This window comes from Brachybacterium sacelli, from assembly GCF_017876545.1.
GTDB classification, from domain to species: domain Bacteria; phylum Actinomycetota; class Actinomycetes; order Actinomycetales; family Dermabacteraceae; genus Brachybacterium; species Brachybacterium sacelli.
In genome coordinates, this window is the sequence record NZ_JAGIOD010000001.1 from 1,522,962 (window position 1) to 1,538,330 (window position 15,369).

The window sequence follows — 15,369 nt, forward strand, 5'->3', positions numbered from 1 at the left end:
CCTCAGGCCTGCGTCGGTCCTCGCGGAGGGTCGTCGGGGACGAGGCAGGGCAGTTGGTTCTCGGCGAGGTCGAGAAGATGGTCGACCTGGGACGCGAGATCCCCGCGAGGCGTCACGGGATAGGGGTCCGTCGAGTTCCGCCAGTTCTCCTCGATCCGTCTGATCTCGACGCGCAACGGTTCGGGGTCGGTCAGTGGTGTCGAGCCGTCCGCGCCGGAGGCGAGCCAGTCCGCCCACGCGCGCCACCGTGCCAGGTGCAGATCCGTCAGCGATCCGGACCAGTGCCGTGCCGAGTAGTCGTGCAGGCCGCTGTCCTGCTCGCCCCACACGCTGATCAGCGAGCGCGCATCGCGTTCGAGGGCATCGGCCAGGTCGGCGTCGGATCCGGCCCAGCGGCGAGCGTCGGCGATCCACCGGCCGACGAGCAGCTCCGGGCGACTGGCGGCGACGGTGTCCGCGGCGCGGATCAGCTCCTCGAGTGCGCCGGCCTCACCTCGGACGCGGGCGCCGTCCCCGGTCGCAGCTGCGGCGGCCATCGCGCGCAGCGGGGCGCGCGCCGACTGCGCGGCCACGTGGAGTGCGAGCTGCGCGAGGTCGTGGTGAAGGGCGTCATGGCCATCCGGTCGACCGAGGAGGGGCAGCAGCCGGCGCACCGCCTGCGCCAGCTCGGGAAGGGCACCCAGCATGTCGTGATCGTTCTCCGCGTCGAGGGTCGCCGAGGGCGGCCCGTCCGCGTCGGGCAGCCGTTCTCCCGCGAGCCGTTGCGTCGCGAAAGGAAGCTCTCGCGACCACGGGCGGGCGATCAACGGCGACGGGGTGGCCCGGGTCCGACCCGCGCCGTACAGGGTCCGACCGACGAGGTCCCGGGCCTCGAGAGCCGCGGGAGACCGTGTGCCCCAGCGGCGCGCGAGGTGGTCCTCGCGCCACTGTTCCAGCGACGGCATCGGCGACCACAGTGCCCGCGTGGCGAGCTCGTAGACCACCGCATTCTCATCGAGCGCCTCGGAGGTGATCCCGAACCCTTCGAGCCGTCCGCGGGTCCCCTCGGCTGCGGCACGCCGGAGCCCGGCGAGGTCGTCGGCGAGCGCGGCGAGGTCCCCGAACAGTCCGAAGCGCCCCCCGAAGGTGTGCGTGAGGCACCACAGCCACCTCCGGCCGTACATCGCACCGGTGCGGTGCCACATCGGAGCGTGCTCACCCCACAGGTCCAACAGCACCAGGTGATCATCGGGGACGAGGGAGAGAAGGCTGCGGACGCGCTCCTCGGTCCAGTACTCCGCTCGGTAGTGGAAGGGCCATCCCTGCAGGATCCACACGGCGTCCGGGTCGGCGTCGCGCAATGCCGCGTAGATCGCCTCGGCGTGGGCGGCGAGCTCGTCCGGCGACGTGGTCGGAGGCAGCGACTCGATGTAGGGATCGACCGCGTAGAGATGGTCCGTCCCCAAAAGGTCCCTCTGGTGTCGGTGCAGGGAGGCGGCGGCCGCGGCGAACAGCGGATCGCTCGGGTCGGCCAGGGAGTTCTGCCATCCCTGCCAGTCGATGGTGCGGTCCGTGCCGACCAGCTCCTCGGGCAGCTGCCCGCCGAACCCGGGCAGGACCACCGACATGCCGAGCTCGCGCTCTCGCTGCGCGATCCGTCGCCCCAGATGGGCACGCGCGGCGAGCACCTCGTCGGTCAGCGGGGCGCCGAGGTCATGGGTGATCCCCATCGTCGTCCACGGGAAGAATGCGGGCCCGCCCACGAACCGTGCCGCGTCCTGTGGATCCATGCCGAGATCGCGGAGCATGCGGACCAGCACCCACTCGTGACCGACGAGGTTCAGCGGTGCCGTGACCCCGTGCAGGGCCATCCAATCGATGTGGCGTTCCCACTCCTGCCACTCCCAGAAGGCCGTGGTGTACCCGAAGGCCACCGGGTTGAGGTGGTAGCGGGTGCGCAGGTGCGTCTCGTAGCGCTGCGGGGCCGCCTCGGGCAGGGGCGCGTCTGCCTCGATGATCGGTGCGCCGTTCCAAGAGAGATCGGCGCCGAAGAAGCTCTCGAGGGCACGGGCGAGTCCGACGGAGGCTGCTGAGGTCGAACTGGCCTCGAGCCTCAGCTCGTCACCGGAGGCGCTGACGGTGACATGCTCGGCACCGGACGCGTCTGCCGGGGCGTGATCGATGTGAAGACGGTCCAGGAGCCCGGGCGCGCGTCGGCGCGCCAGGCCACGGAGGCCGTCGAACAGACCCACGGGCTCAGGGTTCACGGCTCAGCCTCCCGCGGAAGGGGGCGAGCACGGCCTCGTTGGTCTCGTCCCCGTCGACGCGGTTCATGCTGCGCAGTACGGGCGGGGAGATGCCTTGGGCCGTGAGATGCTCCATCGCCCCGATGGCGAGCGAATGCAGCAGCAGCGTGGAGAGGATCGTGGAGGTCGGGCCCGTCTCTGTCCCGTCCTCGAGTGAGAGGGTCACGTCGCCCTCGGGGGCGTGCGTATCGAGAACCGTGTCGGCGACGTCGAGCAGCCGCAGTCCGTCGGGGTGACGGGACCGACTGGCGAGGGAGTGCTCGCGGCTGGTGATCGCCACCACGGACAGACCGGTCCGGCCGGCCTGCTGTGCAAGCTGGACGGGAACCGGATTGATACCGGAGTGGGAGACGATCACGAGGACCTCACCCGGGCGGAGGTCGTGCAGCTCGGCGATCGCCGTGCCGTACCCGGGGAGGCGCTCGATGTGGGAGACGCGGGTCGGCTCCCAAGGCGCCAGTGCCGGATCGTGGAGGAGGTTCACCGGCGCCAGCCCACCGGCGCGGAAGGTGGCGTCGATCGCCGGGAGCATCGAGTGCCCCGAGCCGAAGACATGGAGCACGCCCCCGCCCTGCAGGGAGCGGGCCACCAGACGGCAGACGTGCTCGAGGCAGTCCGTCTCCTCGGCCGTGCGCTGGACGAGCTCCAGCACGGCGCTGCGGTACGCGTCAACGGCTTTCATGGATCCTCACTTCGGAAGGCACTGGTCAGCAGGTGGGTGATCGGGTCGTGCGGCGTCGCGGCGAGCAGCCTCCCGCCCTCGAGGGCGTCGCCGGCGCCGTGGAGCATCTTCGCTTCGGGGCAGCGTGCCCGCAGGTGCCCGGCGACGGTGTCGGCGAAGAGGGTGTCGAAGAAGAGCCCGCCTACGAAGGCCACCGGAAGGTCCCTCAGCTGCGGGTCGCCCAGGCGTCGTCCGGCGGCGAGGGCCATGTCGACCAGCTCGGACACGATCGCGGACACCACGTCCACGGCGACTCGGTCACCCACGGCGGCGGTGCGCAGCACGCTCCGGGCCAGTGCGGCGACGTCTTTGGTCGGCGTGCTCGAGGCGTACAGCTCGCCGATGAATCGCTCGGGATCCGCGCCGGTGAGCTCCGCGGTCAGCGTCGTGGAGGGCCCGGCACCGTCGAGCGCGGAGCAGGCCGCTTGCAACCCGGCCCTGCCCAGGGCGAAGCCGCTGCCGCGATCGCCGGCGAGATGTCCCCAGCCGTCGAGGTGCACCAGAGGACAGCCTTCGACGGCGCCGAGGACCAAGGAACCGGTCCCCGCCTGGACGAGGACCCCGGGGCGGGGACCGAGCGCTCCCAGGTATGCCGCGATCACATCGTTGACCACCAGGACGTCGCACCCCGCGTGCTCGGCGAGGGCGGCCTGGAGGGCGTGCTCGGCCTCTCCGTGGCTGCGGACCCCGGTCGTGGCCAGGACGACCGTGTCGTACGGTCCGTGCTCGAGACGGCTCAGGACTTCCCGGACTTTCGCCAGCACCGCCTGCTGCGCTTCGGGTGCTCCCGGATGGAGGAAGCCCTCCTCCTCGCGATGGCGGGCCAGCACGTGGTCGCCCGCGAAGACCGCCGCGCGCACGGTCGACTTGCCGGCGTCGATGACCGCGATCCGGGGACCGTCGGCACCTCGACGGGAAGCGGCTGCGAGCATGCGGCGGATCGTATGTGGTGCGCCGTCACGTGGCCATAGTTACCAGACCGCCGGACCATGAACTCACAGGATGAACGCAGGTGGAGGCATTTTTAGCTGGACCAAGCGGCACGGATCTCTTGCGATGGGCAGACCGGTGGTCCAGGATCTGGGGCATTCGGGACGGGACGAGGAGGTGCCCCATGCGACCGGCACGGATCGCCCATGAGGTGCGCGACGCCATCGAGGAGCGCTATGTCGCCGGCAGCGAGCCCTCGTCGGTGCTTCCGTCGGAGCGACGGCTGGCCGCCGAGCTGGGCGTCGCCCGGGCCACGGTCCGCGCCGCGCTGGCGATGCTGCGCGAGCAGCAGCAGATCCAGTCGGGCGCCGGCGGCCCCGCCGTGGTCGTCGACCCCCGTCTGACGAAGGCGCCGCAGCTGTCCTCCTTCACGCAGGACGCTCTCGCCCGCGGCTGGCACCCCTCCAGCGAGCTGCTCGAGGCCGTGGAGGAGCCGGCCGACGTCTCCGTGGCCCGGGATCTGGGGATCACCCCCGGCAGCCAGGTGCATCGGATCCGACGCCTGCGACTGGCCGACCGCAGCCCCATGGCCCTCGAGGAGGTCTGGCTGCCGCAGGCGCTCTTCCCCGATCTCCTCTCCCACGACCTCTCCGGCTCCCTGTACGAGCTGCTCGAGTCGCGGTACGGCGCCGCCGTCTACCGGCACGATCGGCGGATCTCCGCCATCAGCGTCGATGCCCCGCATGCGGAGATGTTGGACATGCCGCTCGGCGCCGCGGCCCTGTTCGCCACCCAGGTCGGCCTCGACCGTCACGGGCGGCGCCTGGAGCTCGGTCGCTCCGTCTATCGCGGCGACCGGTTCGACTTCACCACCGTCACCTTCGCCGCCGTCCGACGAGCGGAGAGGAGCCGATCGTGAGCACGTCCCCGGGCCCCGTAGGACCACGACAGGGCTGCGACATCTTCCTCCGCGCATCGGGATGTCACAGCCGGAACACTTCACGAACGCAAAGGGGAACGTCATGAGACGACGAGCAGTGCTGGCTGGAATGGGCCTTGCGAGCCTTGGCGCCGCAGGATGCAGCAACGGCGGCGGAGGCGGTGGCGCCGGTGGCGACGTCGACATCTCCGACACGGAGATGGAGGCGACCATCGAGTTCGCCGCCTGGGAATCCGACTTCGACTGGAAGTCCGTGCTCGAGGGCTTCACCGCGAAATACCCGAACATCACGGTGGAGACGACCAAGAGCCCCTTCAAGGATTTCTTCACGCGGCTGCAGACCCAGGCCTCCGGCGACAACCTCCCCGACGCGTTCATGATGAACGGGCCCAGCTTCCAGCTGTACGCCAGTCACGACAAGCTCATCTCTCTCGAGTCCGTCGTCGACGCCGGCGAGCTCGACTTCTCGAACTATCCCGAGGCCATGGAGGAGCTCTACACCTACGAGGACGTTCCGTACGGTGTGCCGACCTCGTACGACTCGATCGGCCTCTGGTACAACGAGGAGCTGTTCGAGAAGGCGGGCGTCGAGGTGCCGACGGTCGAGTGGACCTGGGAGAACCTGCACGAGGCGGCCAAGAGCATCAGCGAGGCGCTGGAGGGCGAGGGCGTCTACGGCTTCGCGGGAGGCGCCTACAACCAGGAGCTGTTCTACAACCTGATCTTCCAGGCCGGCGGCGCCGTGCTCAACGAGGACGCCACCCAGGCCGAGTACTCCAGCCCCGGCAGCCGCCAGGCGCTCCAGTTCCTCCGCGACATGGTGGAGGACGGGTCCTCCCCGTCGATCCGGACGACCGCCGACACCTCGCCCGACGAGCTGTTCAAGAGCGGGAAAGCGGCGATGGTCTACGGCGGCAGCTTCCGCGTCGCCGGATACGTCGACTCGGCCGTCGGCGACGTCATCCAGGTCGTGCCCCTGCCGAAGGGCGAACAGCGCGGCGTGGTCCTGCACGGCGGAGCCGTCGTCGCGCACGCCGACAGCGACAACCGCGAGGCCGCCGCGGCGTTCGCGGTGTACACCGGCAGTCAGGAGGCGCAGGAGATCATCGGTGGGTCGGGCGCCTCGATCCCGGCGTTCCAGGGCACCGAGAAGGCGTACATCGAGGCGCACCCGGATTACGACCTGGAGATCTTCCCCGAGTCCGCGGAGGAGTACGGCTTCCCGTACCCGGTATCGGCGAACACGCAGGCCTGGCTCGAGGTCGAGAGCGACATGATCCCCAAGATCCTCGCCGGTGAGCTGAGCGTGGACGAGGGGACCGCGCAGCTCGACGAGAAGATCGACGCACTCCTCGCGGAGGAAGCCGAGCAGTGACGCAACTGGCCGCACCGCGCTCGCCATCGAGCGCGAGCACTCGGGGGCGTCGCGGCGGAGGCCGCCGCGTCGCCAATCCAGACGGTCCGTGGCCATGGTTGTTCGTCCTGCCGACGCTCATCGGACTGGCGGTCTTCTACTTCTGGCCGGTGATCCAGACCGCGTACTACTCGCTCACGAGCTGGGGCGTCTTCGGCGATGCAGAGTTCGTCGGCTTCGAGAACTGGATCGACCTGCTGCAGTCCGGAACCGTCCCGCGGGCGTTGATCAACACGCTTCTGTACACGGCGATGCTGATGCTGGGCCTCCCGATCTCGATCTACATTGCGAGCCTGCTGAACCGGCCGGGGCTGAGATTCGCAGCGTTCTACCGGGTGCTCTACTTCGCCCCCTTCGTCTCGATGCCGGCCGCGATCGCCCTCGTGTGGGGAATGATCTTCAACAGCCAGTACGGCATCCTCAATCAGTTCCTGGGAGTGTTCGGCATTCCCGCGGTGTACTGGACCTCGACCGAATGGGTCGCGCTCATCGCGATCGGCATGGTGGGGATCTGGTCATCGCTCGGGTTCAACATCATCATTCTCGGCGCGGGCCTGCGCAGCATCCCCTCGGACCTGTACGAGGCCGCTCGCCTCGACGGTGCCTCGAACTGGCGGCAGCTCATCTCCATCACGGTGCCGCTGCTGAGCCCGAGCATCTTCTTCCTGACCGTGCTGAGCGTCATCCACGGCATGGAGCTTTTCGACCTGATCTTCATCATGATCGGCGAGTCGAACCCGATCAAGGGCGATACGCAGTCCATGGTCTCGCTGTTCTACCGCGAAGCGTTCATCAGCAACGACAAGGGGACGGGAGCGGCGATCGCCATCCTGCTGATGCTGATCATCGGGGTGCTGACGGCGATCCAGTTCTGGGTGCAGAGGCGGTGGTTCAGCTTTGACTGAGGTCCGGAAGACGTCCAGCCCGAGGAAGCGCGTCACAGGCGGCGGGCGCCGGGGGAGCAACGCCTGGGCCCACGTGGTCCTGTCGGCCGGCGGGTTCATCATGGTGTTCCCCTTCCTCTGGCAGATCCTCATGTCCCTGTCCAGCACGGCAGAGGTCACGTCGGTCCCACCGACCTTCTGGCCGAGCGAACTGCGCTTCGACAACTACGCGGAGGTGTTCCGGCAGATCCCGTTCCTCGACCAGTTCTGGGTGTCGGTGCGGGTCACCGTGGCGACCGTGGTCGGTCAGGTCGTGCTGTGCAGCATGGCCGGTTACGCGTTCGCACGGATGCGCTTCGTGGCCAGCGCCGCGATCTTCGCCGTGATGCTCTCGATCCTGATGATCCCGAACCAGGCGTATCTGATCCCGCAGTATCAGATCGTGCAGAGCCTCGGGTGGCTCGACACCGTCCCGGGGATCGTGGTCCCGACCATATTCAGTGCATTCGGCACGTTCCTCATGCGGCAGTTCTTCGTGAACCTGCCGGGCGAGCTCGAGGAGGCGGCGAGGCTCGACGGCGCGAACCCGTTCCAGATCTTCTGGAGGGTGATGCTGCCTCTGGCCCGCCCATCGATCAGCGCGCTGGCGATCATCACCGTGCTGGCGGCGTGGAACAACCTCCTGTGGCCGCTGGTCGTCACCAGCCGCGCCGAGCATCGACCGCTGTCGGTCGGGATCGCCTCCCTGAACGGGCAGTACGTGATCGACTACCCGGTGATGATGGCCGCCTCGTTGATGGCGATGGCGCCGATCCTCATCCTGTTCATCGTGATGCAGCGCCGAGTGATCGAGGGGTTGGCCCATTCGGGATTGAAGGGGTGAAGGGTTCTTCGCCGTGCTGAGGCACCGCCCGAAGGCGCTGAGGGCTCGCAGCCTGCTCGTGAGCTCACCGAAAATCCTTCGACCAGGTCGCCGTGTGCATCGCGCTCTGCGCCCACCAGCGGTGGATGGCGCCATGGAGGCGATCTCGCTCCTCGGCGTACTCGGGGTCGTTGAAGAGATCATGCTCCTCATGCGGGTCCTCCGCGAGATCGAACAGCTGGCCCGTCGCATGATCGCTGAACTCGACGAGCTTGTAGCGCTCGTCACGGACCATGGTCATGAGCTCGGTGTCGGTGAGGATGAAGTCGCGGGCATGCTCGCTGAACACATACTCGCGAGGAGCATGGTCGGCGTCGCCGCGCGCGGCGGGCAGCAGGGACCGCGCCTCCATCCACTCCGGCGGCGTGAGCCCCGCCAGCTGCATGATCGTGGGTCCCACGTCCATCAGGCTGACCAGTTCGTCGATCCGTCGGCCCGCGGGGAGGCGCCCCGGGGCCCATAGGATCAGCGGGACGTGGACGCTCGGCTCGTACATGGTCCACTTCTGGGAGTGGCCGTGGTCGTTGAGCGCGTCCCCGTGGTCTGAGGTGAACACGAGGACGGTGTTGTCCAGGGCCCCGCGCTGTTCGAGGGTGTCCAGGAGCGCGCCGATCTGTTCGTCGATCAGCGTCACGTTCGCGTAGTAGTGCTGACGCTGGCGCTGAGTCCGCTCGTGGCCGGGGTCGTCGAGGTGCACGATCGCGTCGTGATCGTTGTCGAAGTGCTGCTGGCGCAGGGCCTGCAGCGGCTGTGGCTGGGCCTCGATGTCTTCGCGGGTGTCGTGCGGGGCGGGCATCGTGCGGTCCCGATATGCATCGAGGAAGCGACGCGGCGGGTCGTAGGGAGGATGGGGGCCGGGGAAACCGATCTGGAGCAGAAAGGGGCTCTCATCGATCGGATAGCTCTCCAGCCAGTGGCGGGCGAGATTGCCGACGAAGCTGTCGGCGTGCATGTCCTCCTCGAGCTCCCACTCGAAGGCGCCCAGGCGATCGGCGTAGTCCTCCCGGGTGCGGTAGCTGACGCGTGAGGGCTTGTTCAGGCCGCGCACCCAGAGGGCCTTGTCCCACTGGTCGAGGAAGTAGGGCAGGTTCGGGTGGTCGCGATCCTTGTTCTCCACGACGTGTCGTTCGTGGAAGCCCACCGGGGTCTCGTAGGGGAAGGTATGCATCTTGCCGACGCTCGCGCAGCGGTAGCCGCTGCTGGCCAGGTCCTCCACCCAGGAATGGGACCAACGGTCGTCGTTGCGGAGCACCCCGGAGGTGTGGGGATAGAGCCCGGTGAACAGGCTCGCCCGCGAGGGCGCGCACGAGGGGGAGGCCACGTAGGCGTTGGTGGCGGCGACCCCCTCCTGCACCAGGCGGTCGAGGTTCGGGGTGTCCACGTGGTCGTGACCCAGCGCGGCGATCGAGTCGAATCGCTGCTGGTCGGTGATCACGAGGACGACGTTGGGGCGGATGTCCTGCTCGGTCATGTCAGTGTCCTTCCGGGGTGGTGACGGCCTCGCGGGGTGCACGATCGTGCGTGTCGACCAGGTCGCTGAGGTGCGTCTCCTTCGCGAGGAGCACGCAGAGTGCACTTATCAGGCAGATACCGGCGAGGTAGAGGGCCGGCGGCCAGTAGGAGAAGCCGAAGGCCGCCGCGAGCGAGAGCGCGATGGCCGGGGTGGGAGCCCCGCCCAGGAGGGCCGAGCCTTGGTAGACGATGCCGAGGCCGGTGTAGCGGGTGTGGGTATCGAACATCTCGGCGAAGAAGGCACCCTGGATGCCGAACATGCATCCGGTGCCCACGGCGACCATCAGCACGATGGCGAGCCAGACGAGCAGGGTGTTCTGGGTGGACAGGATCGGGAAGTAGAGCAGGCCGCCGATGCCACAGAAGATCACGCCGAACAGGTAGACGGGGCGCCTGCCGATCCGGTCCGAGATCAGGCCGATCAGGGGGAGCAGTACGAACTCGACGGCCGCGGCGATCACGAATCCGGTCAGGATCAGCTGTTTGTCCAGGCCGAGGTGGACGGTTGCGAAGGAGATGGCGAAGACGTTGATGACGTTGAAGGTGACCGCGTCCGCCATGCGCGCGCCGATCCCCAACAGCAGGTTCTTCCAGCCGAAGCGGAGCAGGCTCAGCACGGGGACCCGCGCGACGGTCCGCACGGTCTCGAAGGCGTTGGTCTCCGGCACCCGGGAGCGCATGATCAGGGCGATCACGACGAAGACGCCGGAGAGCAGGAAGGGGATGCGCCAGCCCCAGCTGTAGAGCTGCGCGTCCGGCAGCAGGGTGACCAGGGCGATCATGCCGCTGGAGACGAGCAGTCCGGCCGGCGTGCCCATCTGGTGGAAGCTTCCCATGAAGCCCCGTCGGCCGGTGGGCGCGGATTCGAGGGCGAGCAGGGTGCCACCCCCGAACTCGCCGCCGATGCCGATGCCCTGCAGCAGGCGCAGGGTGATGAGCAGGCCCGCAGCCCAGGGGCCGATCGACTCATGGGTGGGGAGGACACCGATCACAGCAGTGGCGCCGCCGATGAGCACCACGGTGATCAGCAGCATCGGTTTTCGGCCGATGCGGTCGCCGAAGTGGCCGAACAGCAGTGCACCGAGAGGCCTGGTGAGGAAGCCGGCTGCGAAGGCGCCGAAGGATTCGATGGTCGAGACCGTCGGATCGTCCCCGGGGAAGAACAGCACAGGGAAGATCAGTCCCGCGGCGGTGCCGAAGAGATAGAAGTCGTACCACTCGATGAAGGAGCCGGAGAAGGCTGCACGTACCGCTTGCCAGGGGTTGTGCGTCGGATGTTCGTGAGTTCCAGTCACCGGTCCTCCATGTTCGCCTTTGACCATCCGCTCTTTAGAGCGGTCAGAGCGCTCTCGAGAGCTCAGAGAATGTAGCAAGCCGGCAGAAGGCGCACAAGAGTGTCAGGAACGCACTTTCGAGCGGTATCCTGAGACGATGGATCGTCGCCGTCAGCAAGCAGACCCCGAGCTCGTTCTCCGCGTCGCCAAGGCGCACTACGTCGCAGACCGCTCGATGGTGCAGATTTCAGAACACGAGGGCATCAGTCGTTTCCAGGTGGCGCGCCTGCTGAATCTCGCGCGCGAGAGCGGCATCGTCGAGGTGCGGGTGCATGACGAAGCCGACGAGAACCCTGAGCTCGCCGAGCGGCTCACTGCGGCGCTCGGGATCTCGCGCTGCATCGTGGTGGGCCGCTCCAGGGCGCTTGGCATGATGCCGACCCAGGACTCGGTCGCCGGTGCCGTGGCCCGCGAGCTCTCCCGCACCGTGCGGCCCGGTCAACGGATCGGCCTCACCTGGAGCCGGGTCATCGAGAAGCTCCCGGAGCACGTCAAGGACCTCGCACCTGGCGACGTGGTCCAGCTCGCCGGCGCGTTGTCCTTCGACGGGGACCGGCTCGGCTCGGTGGAGGTGATCCGCCAGGTGGCGCGGGCCTCCGGCGGTATCGCCTACCCGTTCTACGCGCCGCTGTGGGTGGGGGATGCGCGCACCGCGGAGTCCCTCAGCGCCCAGCCGGAGATCGCCCGCTGTCTCGAGCTGATCGCGGATCTCGACGTGGCTGTGGTCTCCGTGGGCCACTGGAGCGAGCGCGGTTCGGCGGTGTACCCGCTGCTGCCGCCCGAGCTCGCCGAGGAGGTGCGGGGCGAGGGCTGTATCGGCGAGGTGAGCGGACGCCTCGTGGATCGCGACGGCATCTCGATCGACTCACGCCTCGACGACCAGATCATCGGGATCACTGCCGAGCAGCTCCGTCACGTGCCCGAACGGATCGCGACTACCTACGGCGAATACCGAGCAGAGGCGACCCTCGCCGCCGTGCGGGCAGGGTTCATCAGCACGCTGGTGTTGGATGAGCCGCAGGCTGTGAGGATTCTCGGTGCACTGGGCGAGTCGACGCGGTGCCGGGGCCTGGGCGATGCGCATGCCGCACCATAGGGTGGTCCCTCGGCTTCTCCAGCGGTTGTCGTGCGTCGGACGGAAGGGATCGACAGGTGTTTCTTGCGGCTCGCGCGCTCCAGCATGCGGAGACACTCGGAGACCTGCTGACCGCGCGGGGTGTGCGATGACCCCGGTGGTGCACGGGCCGACGGTCGACGCGCAGACGCGATGCATCCACTACCGGACCGCACTGGACGTGATCGCGATCCGCTTCGCCTGCTGCGGCGAGTACTACCCGTGCCACCGGTGCCATGAGGAGACCGCTGACCATGCCTCGCGCCCCTGGCCGGCGGGGTCGCGGGACGAGCTCGCCATCCTCTGCGGGGTGTGCTGGACGGAACTGACCCTCGACGAATACGTCGAGGCCCCGCAGTGCCCCCACTGCAGCGCCGCGTTCAATCCAGTATGCGCGCTGCACCACCCGCTGTACTTCGAGTAGGCGGCAGGTCGACGAGGACCAGGTCGGGTCGGCCGACCCTCGGATGCCGCCGCACGACCCCTACTCCTCCAGCATCACCTCCCTGCGCGGCAGCAGCGGGACGGCCAGGAGGCACGCCGCGGCCATGACGAGGATGACCAGGAGCGTGATGGTCATCGCTGGGATCGTCCCCGCTGCGAGGTCGCCCGTGAAGATCCCTCCGTCTCACCGGAACGCCTTGATCGGCAGGATCAGCACCGCGCCCGCCAGGGTGAGCAGCGAGCCGAGCAGGAACAGGGCCGTGAAATTGTCGCCGCCCCCGCTCAGCAGCGGCACCGCGAGGGCGATCGGAGCGATCGCGGGGACGAGGGTCTGGGGGAGGGTGTTGCCGATGTTGGAGACGCCGAAATCGCGGGCGGCGGTGGTCGGGTCCGTGACCACCTCGGCGACGACGGCCAGCTCGACGGAGACGTAGAGGCCCTGGCCCACGCCGGCGATCGCCACGCCGAGGATGAAGGTCTCGAAGGAGCCCGAGAACGCGACGACCCCGAGCCCGGCGGCGAGGAATCCGGCAGCTATGGCGACGACCTTCTTGCGGCTGCCGATCCGGTCGGAGAGCCAGCCGCCGAAGCCGCTGAACACCACCGCCGTCACCTGCAGGGCCGAGGTCGCGATGAAGGTCAGGCCCGCCACGACGGAGACCTCGAACCCGAGCCCGTCGGTCAGGAACAGCACCTGGTAGGTCGTGCCGGTGGCATAGCCCCAGTTCATGAACAGACGGCTGAACCATGCCCAGCCGAAATCGCGGTGACGCAGCGGATTGACCCAGAAGCTGCGCAGGAACTCCCCGAGCCGGTACTCCGGCAACGGATGGTCTCCGTGCAGCCGACGGTCCTGCAGGGTGAGCCCGAAGACGAAGATCGCCACGAGACCGATGGCCGCGGGCACCAGGAACATCGCCACGATGCTCTGATCCACCCGGGAGGCGACGAAGGTGCCGGTGACGATGCCGAGCGGGCCGCACAGCCCGAGCAGACCGGACATGCGCCCACGCTGTGCGGAGGGCACCTGGTCGGGCAGGACCGCGGTGAGGGCTCCGAGCACGGCGTTGTAGGAGCCCTGGGTGATCGCCCAACCCAGTACCAGCAGCGGCACGTTGGGCGCCAGCGCCACGAGGGCGAGGCCCACGGTCCCGACCATCGCCCCGCCGATGATCCACGGCCGGCGCATGCCCCAGCGGGAGCGGGTGCGGTCGCTGAGCTTGCCGAACAGCGGGTTGCAGACGATCGCGAGGGCCGAGCCGACCCCGAGCACGAGCGAGAGCAGCTCGGCGGCGCCGTCGGGTGCGACCTGCTTGGTGCGCACACCCAGGGTGAGCGACGTCGGGGTCAGCAGCGCCACCCACATCCCGAAGTAGGCGAGGGCGTAGCGGGCCATGAAGCCACGACCGACCGGCGTGGTGGGCTCGGCCAGCCCGGTGGGAGCGGGGTTGATCCCGAGCTGGTCCGGCTCGAGCGCGGCGTCCGGCGCGCTCAACGGGGGCCTCCCGTCGGGGACGCCATCGCGTGCGGGGCCGGGGTCGAGGGCGAGTGCTGCGTCATTGCGGTCATGCGAACCTCCCGGAACGGGACATCGTCGTCTGTGAAGGGGCCCGCCTCCCTCGAGGTGCCGGAGGCACGTGCCGGGGCCGCGGGCCGGCGACGAGCATAACCGAAAACATGCAGTCGGAGGTTTTGGCGTCGATCAGTAGGATCGGGCCATGCCCCCTCGCAGCGAGACCTCGGACGACGACGCACCGATCGGCCGGCGCGGCTCCTACTCCAAGGGCGTCGCCCGGCGCCAGGAGATCCTCGACCGCGCCCTCGAGGTGTTCCGAGAGCGCGGCCCGGAGGGGACCTCGCTGCGGCGCGTCGCCGAAGAGATCGGGGTCTCCCACGGCGCGCTGCTGCATTACTTCAGCTCCCGCGAGCAGCTGTTGCTGGCTCTGTACGAGCACACCGAGAAGCATCGCCACGACCTGCGCGGCCACGAGGAGATGGCGCGCCAGGGCGCGGTGGGGAACCTGGTCGAGGCGGCCGGGGTCAACGTGAACCTGCCCGGATTCGTCCAGCTCTATTCGACGCTGGTGGCCGGCGCGCTGGAGGAGGAGAGGACGGAGACTCGCGACTACTTCATCCGACGATTCGAGCGGGTGCGGGAGCAGACCGCTGATCGGCTGCGCCGCCAGCAGGAGGCGGGGGAGGTGCGCAGCGGCCTCGATGCGGACAAGCTCGCCGCGTTGCTGGTCGCTGCGTCCGACGGCCTGCAGACCCAGTGGCTGCTGGAGCCCGAGGTCGACCTCGAAGGAACGTTGGGTCTCTTCACGGAGCTGCTGCGTCCCTGAACAGCGGTGCGCGGAAGGTTCGTGGCATCGCCCGCGGTTCCCAGTACTGTGCTGACGAGCGGGGCACACTCGCCCGGCAGCGCGCTCGATCGCTCGGCGCGCAGATCCTCGACATGTTGGGACTCCACTTTGGAACAGATCACCGTCGCCGGCCACCCAGAGCCCATCCCTGCCTCCGCCGTCGCCGCAGCCCTTCTCCAGCAGCGGCTCGAGACCGCCCGGGAGACCCGCGGCACCGAGGCGGCCGAGACACTGGAGGAGTTGGTCGGCGCGCGGATCGGGACCCTCCTCGAGGGCGGGATGCCCAGTATCGACTTGGCGACGATGCGCTCGATCGTCGACTTCGTGGAGACCCCGGTGGAGGAGGACAACGCCTCGGGCGTCGGGCGTGCGCTGCGCGGGGTCAAGGAGAAGCTCGCCCAGCGGGGAGGGCCCGTGGGGCGCTGAGGGGTCGACTCCGCAGCCACGAGCTCGTGATGCCGGAACTCGCAGAAGGCGCGGGCCAGGATGCCCCACTGTTGGTCGGT

14 protein-coding genes are annotated in these 15,369 nt (G+C 68.8%); 8 read left to right on the top strand and 6 right to left on the bottom strand.

What is annotated here, in order from left to right:
• Window positions 1–2: 2 nt before the first annotated feature.
• From JOF43_RS06720 to JOF43_RS06730, 3 genes are read right to left on the bottom strand one after another with little or no spacing between them, the layout of a single operon-like run.
• On the bottom strand, window positions 3–2,246 hold the full coding sequence (locus JOF43_RS06720; RefSeq protein WP_209900500.1) for an alpha-N-acetylglucosaminidase: 2,244 nt from the start codon (window positions 2,244–2,246) through the stop codon (window positions 3–5).
• Window positions 2,236–2,967 carry a sugar isomerase domain-containing protein gene (locus JOF43_RS06725; protein ID WP_209900502.1) on the bottom strand — a complete coding sequence of 244 codons (732 nt, stop codon included), beginning with the start codon at window positions 2,965–2,967 and terminating at the stop codon, window positions 2,236–2,238. The genes JOF43_RS06720 and JOF43_RS06725 overlap by 11 nt, the downstream gene beginning before the upstream one ends.
• A complete protein-coding gene (locus tag JOF43_RS06730) occupies window positions 2,964–3,938 on the bottom strand; it encodes a BadF/BadG/BcrA/BcrD ATPase family protein (protein WP_209900504.1) in 975 nt (324 codons plus the stop codon). Before JOF43_RS06730 ends, JOF43_RS06725 begins: the two co-directional genes overlap by 4 nt.
• A gap of 182 nt (window positions 3,939–4,120) precedes the next feature.
• Between JOF43_RS06730 and JOF43_RS06735 the strand changes: the two genes are divergently transcribed.
• The 4 genes from JOF43_RS06735 (at window position 4,121) to JOF43_RS06750 (ending at window position 8,057) form a co-directional block, all read left to right on the top strand.
• Window positions 4,121–4,855 carry a GntR family transcriptional regulator gene (locus JOF43_RS06735; protein WP_209900506.1) on the top strand — a complete coding sequence of 245 codons (735 nt, stop codon included), beginning with the start codon at window positions 4,121–4,123 and terminating at the stop codon, window positions 4,853–4,855.
• Window positions 4,856–4,958: 103 nt separating this feature from the next.
• A complete protein-coding gene (locus JOF43_RS06740) occupies window positions 4,959–6,251 on the top strand; it encodes an ABC transporter substrate-binding protein (protein ID WP_209900507.1) in 1,293 nt (430 codons plus the stop codon).
• Window positions 6,248–7,195, top strand: a complete 948-nt coding sequence (locus tag JOF43_RS06745; protein ID WP_209900509.1) for a carbohydrate ABC transporter permease — start codon at window positions 6,248–6,250, stop codon at window positions 7,193–7,195. The genes JOF43_RS06740 and JOF43_RS06745 overlap by 4 nt, the downstream gene beginning before the upstream one ends.
• A 73-nt stretch (window positions 7,196–7,268) precedes the next feature.
• Window positions 7,269–8,057 carry a carbohydrate ABC transporter permease gene (locus JOF43_RS06750; RefSeq protein WP_209900511.1) on the top strand — a complete coding sequence of 263 codons (789 nt, stop codon included), beginning with the start codon at window positions 7,269–7,271 and terminating at the stop codon, window positions 8,055–8,057.
• Between the two features lie 64 nt (window positions 8,058–8,121).
• Here the strand turns inward: JOF43_RS06750 and JOF43_RS06755 are convergent, their stop codons facing one another.
• Together JOF43_RS06755 and JOF43_RS06760 are read right to left on the bottom strand one after the other, a co-directional pair.
• Window positions 8,122–9,567 (bottom strand): sulfatase family protein, encoded by a 1,446-nt coding sequence (locus JOF43_RS06755; RefSeq protein WP_209900512.1) that lies wholly within the window; start codon window positions 9,565–9,567, stop codon window positions 8,122–8,124.
• 1 nt (window position 9,568) lies between these two features.
• Complete coding sequence (locus JOF43_RS06760; protein ID WP_209900514.1) at window positions 9,569–10,903, bottom strand: MFS transporter; 1,335 nt, start codon at window positions 10,901–10,903, stop codon at window positions 9,569–9,571.
• A 136-nt stretch (window positions 10,904–11,039) separates the two neighbouring features.
• On the opposite strand from JOF43_RS06760, the gene JOF43_RS06765 reads away from it, so the two are divergent.
• A complete protein-coding gene (locus JOF43_RS06765; RefSeq protein ID WP_209900516.1) occupies window positions 11,040–12,038 on the top strand; it encodes a sugar-binding transcriptional regulator in 999 nt (332 codons plus the stop codon).
• A gap of 127 nt (window positions 12,039–12,165) precedes the next feature.
• Entirely contained in the window at window positions 12,166–12,480 is a 315-nt protein-coding gene (locus JOF43_RS06770) for a CHY zinc finger protein (protein ID WP_209900518.1), read from the top strand.
• A 204-nt stretch (window positions 12,481–12,684) separates the two neighbouring features.
• Here the strand turns inward: JOF43_RS06770 and JOF43_RS06775 are convergent, their stop codons facing one another.
• Complete coding sequence (locus JOF43_RS06775; RefSeq protein WP_209900520.1) at window positions 12,685–13,995, bottom strand: MFS transporter; 1,311 nt, start codon at window positions 13,993–13,995, stop codon at window positions 12,685–12,687.
• Between the two features lie 223 nt (window positions 13,996–14,218).
• Here JOF43_RS06775 and JOF43_RS06780 point away from each other — a divergent pair, with 223 nt between their 5' ends.
• Together JOF43_RS06780 and JOF43_RS06785 are read left to right on the top strand one after the other, a co-directional pair.
• Window positions 14,219–14,842, top strand: a complete 624-nt coding sequence (locus tag JOF43_RS06780) for a TetR/AcrR family transcriptional regulator (RefSeq protein WP_209900521.1) — start codon at window positions 14,219–14,221, stop codon at window positions 14,840–14,842.
• A gap of 129 nt (window positions 14,843–14,971) precedes the next feature.
• Window positions 14,972–15,289: a hypothetical protein gene (locus JOF43_RS06785; RefSeq protein WP_209900523.1), complete on the top strand. Its 318-nt coding sequence runs from the start codon at window positions 14,972–14,974 to the stop codon at window positions 15,287–15,289.
• The last annotated feature ends 80 nt before the right edge of the window (window positions 15,290–15,369 follow it).